The sequence below is a fragment of the Niallia circulans NBRC 13626 genome, from assembly GCF_001591585.1.
Lineage (GTDB): Bacteria > Bacillota > Bacilli > Bacillales > Cytobacillaceae > Niallia > Niallia circulans.
Genome location: NZ_BCVE01000014.1, coordinates 98762 through 107820, shown reverse-complemented (window position 1 = coordinate 107820; position 9059 = coordinate 98762). Strand labels below are relative to the sequence as shown.

Sequence of the window (9059 nt, the reverse complement as noted above, 5' to 3'; positions counted from 1 at the left end):
AAAATAAAATGGAGCGGGTGATGGGAATCGAACCCACGACATCAGCTTGGAAGGCTGAGGTTTTACCATTAAACTACACCCGCATAATAAGAGTGATATACTTTTTTGCTTGACGAACATTCATGGTCGGGAAGACAGGATTCGAACCTGCGACCCCTTGGTCCCAAACCAAGTGCTCTACCAAGCTGAGCTACTTCCCGAATATGGCGCGCCCGAAAGGAGTCGAACCCATAACCTTCTGATCCGTAGTCAGACGCTCTATCCAATTGAGCTACGGGCGCATATTTCCGAAAGCGACTTTATAATCATACAATATTTTTTATCGGCTGTCAACACTTTTTTTGATGCGGCCGAGAGGACTTGAACCTCCACGGGGTTAACCCCCACTAGGCCCTCAACCTAGCGCGTCTGCCATTCCGCCACGACCGCACTATAAGAGATGATCCATTGTACATTCATAAATCTGTTTCGTTCATCAAATTAGATGGTGCGGGTGAAGGGAGTCGAACCCCCACGCCTTGCGGCGCTAGATCCTAAGTCTAGTGCGTCTGCCAATTCCGCCACACCCGCTTATTCTAATATATAATGGTGAGCCATGGAGGATTCGAACCTCCGACCCTCTGATTAAAAGTCAGATGCTCTACCGACTGAGCTAATGGCTCTTGGCTGGGCTAGCTGGATTCGAACCAACGAATGACGGAGTCAAAGTCCGTTGCCTTACCGCTTGGCTATAGCCCAATATTAAATATAAATGGCGGTCCGGACGGGACTCGAACCCGCGACCTCCTGCGTGACAGGCAGGCATTCTAACCAACTGAACTACCGGACCAAACTTTTTTATAAAATAATAAATGACCCGTACGGGATTCGAACCCGTGTTACCGCCGTGAAAGGGCGGTGTCTTAACCGCTTGACCAACGGGCCATAATACCACCAAATTGCTTTCTGGCGGAGAAGGAGGGATTTGAACCCTCGCGCCGCTTACGCGACCTACACCCTTAGCAGGGGCGCCTCTTCAGCCTCTTGAGTACTTCCCCAAAAAAATGGCTCCGCAGGTAGGACTCGAACCTACGACCGTTCGGTTAACAGCCGAATGCTCTACCACTGAGCTACTGCGGAATAATTGTCATCGACATATTTGTTATCAAAAGAAACAATCACTAGCAGCGTTATAACAACTGCTCTCTTGTCGACTCTTTACATTATAAGGACATATAAATAATAAGTCAAGCACCTTTCAAAACTTTTTTTAAAACACAATCCATCCATCTTTCATTACTTATCCATCTGAATCACTTCTTCTAATTTTAATCTTCCCTTACATTTCCCACAAACATACTTTTTTATATCCATTCTTTTTCTTCTCGTATATTGCTGTTTACAGGAAACACAAGAGTAAATAAGTATTTTCTTCGATTTCCCTCTCTTACTTTCAACTGGTAACGGTGAACAATATCTTGGACCACCTACCATTTTTAGAAGAGATTTAAAATCGGCATCCTTGTGCTGATATCCTTTGTTTAATAAATGAAGATGATAATGACATAATTCATGTTTTATAATCCCTACTAATTCATCCAAACCCATCAGATCATAATATGTTTTATTGATTTCAATATTATGAGTGCTTAACAAATATCTTCCACCAGTGGTTCTTAATCGCGGATTAAAAATTGCCTTGTGCTCAAAACTTCTTTTAAAGTAATCCCACGATATATTCTCCACTAACTTTTGCAATTCCTCATTTGTCATCGTACCGCTCATTCCTCCTCAACAAGACAAACTATTATAGCATACAATAGTTTTATAACTTACTAAAACGTACACAATCATGTAATTATGTTAAATTGATAATTCTATAATCTCACCTTAAACTAGGCAATTTTCTACCTTTTTTAGTTATCGGCATGAAAGGCTAAAGCAAATTTATCTTTTTTTAGCTAGCCAAAATCAAAAAACAAGGAGTGAATATAATGCCTAATTGGTTACAAAACCAAATCAAAAAAGCTTTCTATGAAAAAAATAGCTATCAAGTCAAGCTGTTGAATCAATGCTGGTATTACTATTGCCGCAAAAATACTGCTAATTAACTTTTCATTATAAAATGAACTCACTTTCTCTTTATAAACTAAGAATACCTGCGTTATCTCTTCCATCAACGCAGGCTTCTTTTTATTGCTATTTTTCTTCTTTTGGATTTAGCATCGTTAGTGCAACTCTTCCTTTGTTATGGTCGACGCTGTCTACCCAAACAGTAACAACATCTCCCACACCTACTATATCAAGGGGATGCTTAACAAACTTATTGCTTAGCTTCGAAATATGGACCAAGCCATCTTGCTTTACACCAATATCTATAAACGCCCCAAAATCAACTACATTTCGCACCGTTCCTTGTAGTTCCATGCCCGTTTGCAGATCCTCTAGTTTCAATACATCTTTTCTTAATAATGGTGCAGCTAAATCGTCACGTGGATCTCGGGATGGACGAACTAATGCCTCAATAATATCCTTTAGCGTTAATTCCCCTATATTAAGTTCCTGTGCACTTTCCTTCAGATTAACCTTTGTTAATGCTTCCCTTAAAGCTGTAGTACCGATATCTTTTGTTTTAAATCCTAATGTAGATAAGAGTTTTTTTACTTCATCGTAATGCTCTGGATGTATGCCCGTTCTATCTAAAGGCTCCTCTCCATCCAATACACGTAGGAACCCAATTGCCTGTTCATATGTTTTTGCACCTAAGCGCGGTATCTTCTTTAATTGTTTTCGACTTATGAATTTCCCTTCTTCTTCTCGTTTCTTTACGATATTATTAGCAACCGCTTTGGAAAGACCCGCAACATATTGTAACAAAGAAGGAGATGCTGTATTTACATTAACCCCAACTTGGTTAACTGCTGTTTCTACTACAAAGTGCAATGATTCTGCTAATTTTTTTTGAGATACATCATGTTGATATTGACCAACTCCAACGGATTTTGGATCAATTTTAACCAATTCAGCAAGCGGATCTTGCAGTCTTCTCGCTATCGATACAGCACTTCTTTCTTCTACTTGGAAATCCGGGAACTCTTCTCTTGCAATTTCTGAAGCAGAATATACACTCGCTCCCGCTTCATTCACTATTAAATAATAGATTTCTTTATTTTGCTTTTTTAGCATATCTGCTACAAATTGTTCCGTTTCTCTTGAAGCAGTACCATTACCTACTGCAACCATTTCAATATCATATCGATCTAGGATTTCTTGGAACTTTGCTTTTGCTTCTGCTGCTTTAGATACAGGCGGATGAGGATAGATAACCCCTATTTCTAATACTTTTCCTGTTTCATCTACTACCGCTAACTTACAGCCTGTCCGATATGCTGGATCCACTCCAAGAACCATTTTCCCCTTTAGAGGTGGCTGTAATAATAGATTGCGAAGATTCTCTGAGAAAATGTGTATTGCCTGTTCTTCCGCTTTCTCAGTTAACTCATTTCTTATTTCCCTTTCGATGGATGGCTGAATAAGACGTTTATAGCCATCATCAATAGCTTCTTTTATGATTAATCCTTCAGGGGATTGGGCATTTGTTAACCACTTTTTCTCCAAGTATTCAGTAATTACTTCTATCGGAGCAACGATGGCTACTTTTAAAACATCTTCTTTTTCACCTCTATTTAAAGCTAAAGTTCGATGAGGGACAATTTTATTTACTGGTTCTTCATATTCATAATACATTTCATAAATATTTTTTTCGTCCTTCTCTACCTTTTTAGCGCTAGACTGAATTTTCCCAGTAAGCATTGTCTTATTTCTTATCCATTTTCTGCTCTCTGCATCATCTGATATCTGTTCTGCCAATATATCTTTCGCTCCATTAATTGCATCCTCAATGGATAAGACTTCTTTTTCCTCCGAGATGTATTTATTTGCTTCTTCTTCTAAAGAATTTTTCTTTTCTTTACTAATTAACCATTCTGCAAAAGGCTCCAGCCCTTTTTCTTTTGCAATGGTTGCTTTTGTTCGACGCTTTTGTTTATACGGACGATATAAATCTTCTACTTCTTGTAGCTTAATTGCCTTTATAATGTTGTTATGCAGCTCTTCTGTGAGCTTCCCCTGTTCCTCAATTAAACGAATAACTTCTTCTTTTCGTTGTGCTAAGTTTTGAATATATGTATACCGATCAATGATATCTTTTATTTGCACCTCATCTAGTGCCCCTGTTTGTTCCTTTCTATATCTAGCAATAAAAGGAACCGTATTTCCATCTTCTATTAATGTAATAACGCTTTTCACTTGTTTAATTGATACACTCTGTTCTTTTGCTATAATCGCTAAATAGTTCTGTCCTTTTTCCTGTTCCAAAGCCTTCTCCATAACACTCACTATCCTTTCTAGATCCGTCGAACATCACGTAAATTATTATTCCATTATTTTTATACTTGGAAGTAATACCTTTTATTTTGATCTATCTCTATTTTATCAAAAGGTTCTTGGAAAACATATTATCAACATAAAGGAAATTCCATCCCTTCCTTTCTCTTTCTATTTTACTAGCTTATAGGTTTCACTATCGAAGCAAAGGATACGGCTAAATGAATGAACTTTCATTTTGAACAAAAAAAAGCTTACTTTTCAAAGTAAGCTTCCTAGTATAAAAGTAGAATCATCGTTAGAATTATTATATTTCCCAATAATATCATCTGCTATGGACCTAATAGGCAAATATCCTCTTAGCAAATTTTTAATTCCTTGAATATTAAATCCATCGGAAAAAACAAGAAATTTAGCATGATTTTCAAAAGTAAAACGTTGTGTATGATAATGTTGAGGCCTTCCTGATAAATACCCCGTTACTGGGAGTGGATATGTCAGTTTACCTGAAGGAGAATAAAGAAAGAATCGTATGTTGCCTACACAACTGTAAACAATTGTCTTAGAAGCATAGTTTATTTTAAAAACACAAACAGCAGCTCCTCTTTTCTTGACTAGAACATTATTCGATAGTTCCATTAATTCATCTACAGACTTCCCATGGTTTTCTTTAATTATCTCCGTAACTGCAACGGATGCTTCGTTTGCATATTCGCCGCTGCCAAGTCCATCTGCTAATACACAAACAAAGTATTCATCCGTTGATGTATAAAAGAAACTATCTCCACAAAGGGTTTTCCCTTTCTTGCTAGTCTGATAGGAAAGCACATGAACATTATTGTCTTTCAACTCATTCATAAGATAAACTCCGAATTACTGGTCTCCGCCTGAATTGCTTCTTGCAGCTTTTTGATTGCTCTTCTCTGAAGCCTAGAAACATGCATCTGAGAAATCCCCAGCTTCTCTCCAGCTTCCTTCTGACTAAGATTATCCAAGTATGTATATTGAATAATACTCTTCTCTCTCTCTGTTAGTACATGGAGTACTTTTTCCAGCACTAACTTTTGATTTACTTTTTCAAAGCCTTGATCTACATCTCCGACAATATCTAGAAGTGTAACAGTTCCACCTTCCGAATCTGCTTCAATCGAATGATCAACAGACAATGCTTGATAACTTCTTCCCATTTCCATTGCTTCTAGCACTTCTTCTTCAGATACATCTAAATAATCGGCGATTTCATCCACCTTTGGAGAACGCTGTAAATCGGTAGTAAGCTGCTCAACCGTCTTCTTTATTTTAGGACCAAGCTCTTTTATTCTTCTGGGTACATGAACACTCCAAGTTTTATCTCTTAAAAACCGTTTAATTTCTCCAATTATGGTTGGAACCGCAAAGGCTTCAAAACTTTTTCCGAAGCTTTCATCATAGCGATGAATAGCCCCTATTAATCCAATGATTCCAACCTGTGTGATATCCTCATGAAACATTTTACCTTTAGAATACTTTCGTGCCAGCATTTCTACTAAATCGCGATAGTTTATAACAAGCGCTTCTTGCGCCTTCTCATTTTGTGTACTTTGAAAGTCTTTAATTAAAGCATTTACTTCTTCTTTTGATAAATGGCGATTAGGTTGAGATTGTTTCTGCATCCCTCTCCACCTGCTCTCCTTCGAGGTATTTTGTCATGAAAACAGTTACCCCGTTATTATGGTGAATCTTGACTTCATCCATTAATGTTTCGATCAAGTATAGGCCAAGTCCTCCTTCACGAAGAAATTCCACCGACTCATCCTGCTCATACGGACCCAGATCCTTTGTAGTGGAATGAAAGTCAAAGCTTTTCCCATTATCGGCTACAATGACTTCTAATCGATCATTATATAATCGAAATCCAACTAAAACTTCTCCTGCGTCTTTATTTTTATACGCATGTTGCACAGCATTTGTACAGGCTTCACTTGTTGCTATCTTTAAGTCTTCAATTTCATCGTAGCTAAAGCCCATTCTGCTTGCAATCCCAGACAACGTTAAGCGAATTATCCCAACATACTCTGGTTTAGAAGGAATTTTCATTTCGATGTACTCAAAATGACTCATTGTATTCCACCTTCTATCTTGCTATTTATGTCTATAATGTCTGCTAATCCGGTTATTTCAAACAATCTGATTAAGCGGCTTGATAGACCTACTAACTTAAATTCACCATTATTCGCTCGAACATTCTTAAATATGCCTACAAATACACCTAAACCAGTACTATCCATATAATTTACATCGGATAAATCTATTATCATTTTTATTCCTTTTTTCTCAGAGAAGGAATAAATCCGCTCCCTTAATTTCGGAGCAGTATACGCATCAATTTCACCAGAAACCTTAACTTCTACATCCAATTCTTTTTCTTTTACATCTATTATGATATTCATCCCGACCCACCTTCACATTATTACGATATTGTCTTATACCCTATTGGAGGTACCATTAAACTTCTCTTTTAAAAATAATTAAAGTAAAATCATCACGTAATTGAAAATCTTGAATTTTTTCTAATTCCTTAAAGACATTTTCTACAATATTCTGTGCATCTAAATGCATATGTTTCCTTATGTATCCAAGAAGCGTTTCTTTTTCAATAAAGCCTTCCTTTGTTCTACACTCGGTTACTCCATCTGACATTAAAACAATCATATCTCCTGGATAAATTTGCTTTTCAAACTGCTGATATTTCGTTCTTTTATCAACACCCAGCAGCAATCCCTTAGTCTTCAGCTCACTAAACTGTTTCGTTTCCGCTTGATAATATAAGCCAGGCTCATGACCAGCTGACGCATAATGAAATACATGTGATAGCACATCATATGCTCCGTAAAACATGGTAATAAACATACTAGGATCTACATTTTGTTCTACAACCCTATTTAAATTTTCTAGAACATTGCTTGGTTTATTCCTATTTTCCGGAAGACTGTCCATCGCATACTTAATCATCGACATGCACATAGCAGCAGGAATACCCTTCCCTATCACATCTGCAATGGCAATGTTAATAATCTGATCATCATCATGAACAAAGTGATAATAATCGCCATTCATCATTTTAGCCGGTACACTTATTGCCCCAATATCTAATCCATCGACCTTTGGAATATCTGTGCTTAATAGTGTTTGCTGTACATTTGCTGCTATTTCCATTTCGCTTCTTAACTCTTGCTGAACATGACGCAAGCTTTGATGTTCTCTATAAGCAAATCCATAGCCTATCATAACCTCTAGAAGTATATCGAAGGATTTTGTTACATATCCAGGTATATCTGGATATAAATCCATCAGAATAGATTTATGTAAACTGATTATGTCTTCTGGTGATATTTTTTGTTCAATTGATTTCCTACTAAACTTTTGCCCTTGATAAAGAGCTTGTTCAGATTCATCTTTTATATAGTTCACAAGAAGATCTCGATATTTAGATTCCATCATTTCTCGGAAATCCATTATCTCCCCCCCTATCTTAGCCACTTCACCGCCTGGATTTCTGTTCCATCGCCAATAGAGGTTTTAATATCAAACTCATCCATCAAACGTTTCACACCTGGCAATCCGGCTCCTAACCCGCCAGAAGTAGAAAAACCATCTTGCATCACTTGTCTAATATCCTTAATTCCAGGACCACTATCCATCGCAATTAGTTTTAAACCAGCTTTCCCATTATCAAAAAGCTTTTCTATACAAATCTGTCCTTGACCAGCATATAAATATATATTTCTTGCTAATTCACTAATTGCTGTAGTTATACGGGCTTGATCAACGGTACCGAAGCCGAGCTCTTTGGCGAGGTTTCTGCCTAATTGCCGAGCGGCAACGATATCCCATTCATTTATGATTTTTACACAGGATTGGTCTCCCATAGGTCAGTCCTCCAATTCCTGTTGTAATTTCTCCAAACCTTTTTCTAGATCTAAGGCAGTTAAAACATCGTTTAAACTGATACCTAGCTCTACTAAGGTGATGGCAACAGCAGGCTGAATCCCTGTCAGTACCACCTTAGCCCCCATTAGCTTCGACATACCGATAACATCACCTAATACTTTTGCAATAAATGAGTCTATAAAATCAATAGAAGTTAAATCAATAACTACCCCGTTCGCACTGGTTTCATGGATTTTATTTAATAAATCCTCTTGAAACTGAAGGGCTGTTTGGTCATCTAATTCCCATTGAATGGATACTAGTAAGTAGTCATAAAGTTTTAATATTGGTATTCTTACTCTATTCACCCAAAACCAACCAACTTTCTTTTAATATTTTTTACACACTTATCCATCCCGCGTTAGGGATCCTCTATTTAGATGGAAGAAAATCTAAAATAAATGCAAGAAGCTTCACTTGGTAAACCTAAAGATTATAAAAAAATCCATCCATAATCACCAATTTGATTGCTCCATATTTTCCTGAGTTACTTCCTTCATTTTATCATATTAACAGAGACTTTTTATTTTCAAAAATGGGTATATTGAAAAACAAGTGGTACTTTTGGGCATATTCTCCACTTGAAAATTTATTCATCTTTCTACTAAAGATAGGTGATGACTTTTCTATATTCCCATTTTCCTTATCCTTCAAACCTATTATAGAAATTTTTTTGTTATTTAGTAAAAATAATGCTTCACTATTTCCTGTCAAACTAGAAAGAA

General features: G+C 37.0%; 11 protein-coding genes and 11 tRNA genes. 1 reads left to right on the top strand and 21 read right to left on the bottom strand.

Features of this window, described 5'->3' with window-relative positions:
- Positions 1-9: 9 nt before the first annotated feature.
- The 12 genes from BCI01S_RS16795 to BCI01S_RS16740 all read right to left on the bottom strand — a co-directional run bounded on the left by BCI01S_RS16795 (position 10) and on the right by BCI01S_RS16740 (position 1752).
- Positions 10-83, bottom strand: a tRNA-Gly gene (locus tag BCI01S_RS16795).
- Positions 84-123: 40 nt separating this feature from the next.
- Positions 124-200, bottom strand: a tRNA-Pro gene (locus BCI01S_RS16790).
- Positions 201-204: 4 nt separating this feature from the next.
- Positions 205-281, bottom strand: a tRNA-Arg gene (locus BCI01S_RS16785).
- A gap of 64 nt (positions 282-345) precedes the next feature.
- Positions 346-429 (bottom strand) — tRNA-Leu (locus BCI01S_RS16780).
- A 56-nt stretch (positions 430-485) separates the two neighbouring features.
- Positions 486-570: transfer RNA gene (locus BCI01S_RS16775), tRNA-Leu, on the bottom strand.
- Between the two features lie 16 nt (positions 571-586).
- Positions 587-662 (bottom strand) — tRNA-Lys (locus BCI01S_RS16770).
- A gap of 1 nt (position 663) precedes the next feature.
- Positions 664-738, bottom strand: a tRNA-Gln gene (locus tag BCI01S_RS16765).
- A gap of 14 nt (positions 739-752) precedes the next feature.
- Positions 753-829, bottom strand: a tRNA-Asp gene (locus BCI01S_RS16760).
- 23 nt (positions 830-852) lie between these two features.
- Positions 853-924: transfer RNA gene (locus BCI01S_RS16755), tRNA-Glu, on the bottom strand.
- 22 nt (positions 925-946) lie between these two features.
- Positions 947-1037 (bottom strand) — tRNA-Ser (locus BCI01S_RS16750).
- A 7-nt stretch (positions 1038-1044) separates the two neighbouring features.
- Positions 1045-1119 (bottom strand) — tRNA-Asn (locus BCI01S_RS16745).
- Positions 1120-1275: 156 nt separating this feature from the next.
- On the bottom strand, positions 1276-1752 hold the full coding sequence (locus BCI01S_RS16740) for a SprT family protein (protein ID WP_047944169.1): 477 nt from the start codon (positions 1750-1752) through the stop codon (positions 1276-1278).
- 221 nt (positions 1753-1973) lie between these two features.
- Between BCI01S_RS16740 and cmpA the strand changes: the two genes are divergently transcribed.
- A complete protein-coding gene (gene cmpA, locus BCI01S_RS25340) occupies positions 1974-2090 on the top strand; it encodes a cortex morphogenetic protein CmpA (protein ID WP_095258007.1) in 117 nt (38 codons plus the stop codon).
- An 88-nt stretch (positions 2091-2178) separates the two neighbouring features.
- Here the strand turns inward: cmpA and BCI01S_RS16735 are convergent, their stop codons facing one another.
- The 9 genes from BCI01S_RS16735 to BCI01S_RS16695 all read right to left on the bottom strand — a co-directional run bounded on the left by BCI01S_RS16735 (position 2179) and on the right by BCI01S_RS16695 (position 9048).
- A complete protein-coding gene (locus BCI01S_RS16735) occupies positions 2179-4368 on the bottom strand; it encodes a Tex family protein (RefSeq protein WP_061800171.1) in 2190 nt (729 codons plus the stop codon).
- Between the two features lie 258 nt (positions 4369-4626).
- Entirely contained in the window at positions 4627-5223 is a 597-nt protein-coding gene (locus BCI01S_RS16730) for a PP2C family serine/threonine-protein phosphatase (protein ID WP_047944171.1), read from the bottom strand.
- Positions 5220-6017: an RNA polymerase sigma factor SigB gene (gene sigB / locus BCI01S_RS16725; protein ID WP_047944172.1), complete on the bottom strand. Its 798-nt coding sequence runs from the start codon at positions 6015-6017 to the stop codon at positions 5220-5222. Before sigB ends, BCI01S_RS16730 begins: the two co-directional genes overlap by 4 nt.
- Positions 5995-6465: an anti-sigma B factor RsbW gene (gene rsbW / locus BCI01S_RS16720; protein ID WP_047944173.1), complete on the bottom strand. Its 471-nt coding sequence runs from the start codon at positions 6463-6465 to the stop codon at positions 5995-5997. Before rsbW ends, sigB begins: the two co-directional genes overlap by 23 nt.
- Positions 6462-6794 (bottom strand): anti-sigma factor antagonist, encoded by a 333-nt coding sequence (locus BCI01S_RS16715; protein ID WP_047944175.1) that lies wholly within the window; start codon positions 6792-6794, stop codon positions 6462-6464. The genes rsbW and BCI01S_RS16715 overlap by 4 nt, the downstream gene beginning before the upstream one ends.
- Before the next feature lie 55 nt (positions 6795-6849).
- Positions 6850-7860, bottom strand: a complete 1011-nt coding sequence (locus BCI01S_RS16710) for a PP2C family protein-serine/threonine phosphatase (protein ID WP_047944176.1) — start codon at positions 7858-7860, stop codon at positions 6850-6852.
- Between the two features lie 11 nt (positions 7861-7871).
- Positions 7872-8273 carry an anti-sigma regulatory factor gene (locus BCI01S_RS16705; RefSeq protein WP_047944177.1) on the bottom strand — a complete coding sequence of 134 codons (402 nt, stop codon included), beginning with the start codon at positions 8271-8273 and terminating at the stop codon, positions 7872-7874.
- 3 nt (positions 8274-8276) lie between these two features.
- Positions 8277-8642: an STAS domain-containing protein gene (locus BCI01S_RS16700; protein ID WP_047944178.1), complete on the bottom strand. Its 366-nt coding sequence runs from the start codon at positions 8640-8642 to the stop codon at positions 8277-8279.
- A 196-nt stretch (positions 8643-8838) separates the two neighbouring features.
- A complete protein-coding gene (locus BCI01S_RS16695) occupies positions 8839-9048 on the bottom strand; it encodes a hypothetical protein (RefSeq protein WP_047944179.1) in 210 nt (69 codons plus the stop codon).
- Between the last annotated feature and the right edge of the window lie 11 nt (positions 9049-9059).

Coding starts and splice junctions, on each gene's coding strand:
- BCI01S_RS16740 (WP_047944169.1), bottom strand. CDS start 1,752: ATGACAAATGAGGAATTGCAAAAGTTAGTGGAGAATATATCGTGGGAT.
- cmpA (WP_095258007.1), top strand. CDS start 1,974: ATGCCTAATTGGTTACAAAACCAAATCAAAAAAGCTTTCTATGAAAAA.
- BCI01S_RS16735 (WP_061800171.1), bottom strand. CDS start 4,368: ATGGAGAAGGCTTTGGAACAGGAAAAAGGACAGAACTATTTAGCGATT.
- BCI01S_RS16730 (WP_047944171.1), bottom strand. CDS start 5,223: ATGAATGAGTTGAAAGACAATAATGTTCATGTGCTTTCCTATCAGACT.
- sigB (WP_047944172.1), bottom strand. CDS start 6,017: ATGCAGAAACAATCTCAACCTAATCGCCATTTATCAAAAGAAGAAGTA.
- rsbW (WP_047944173.1), bottom strand. CDS start 6,465: ATGAGTCATTTTGAGTACATCGAAATGAAAATTCCTTCTAAACCAGAG.
- BCI01S_RS16715 (WP_047944175.1), bottom strand. CDS start 6,794: ATGAATATCATAATAGATGTAAAAGAAAAAGAATTGGATGTAGAAGTT.
- BCI01S_RS16710 (WP_047944176.1), bottom strand. CDS start 7,860: ATGGATTTCCGAGAAATGATGGAATCTAAATATCGAGATCTTCTTGTG.
- BCI01S_RS16705 (WP_047944177.1), bottom strand. CDS start 8,273: ATGGGAGACCAATCCTGTGTAAAAATCATAAATGAATGGGATATCGTT.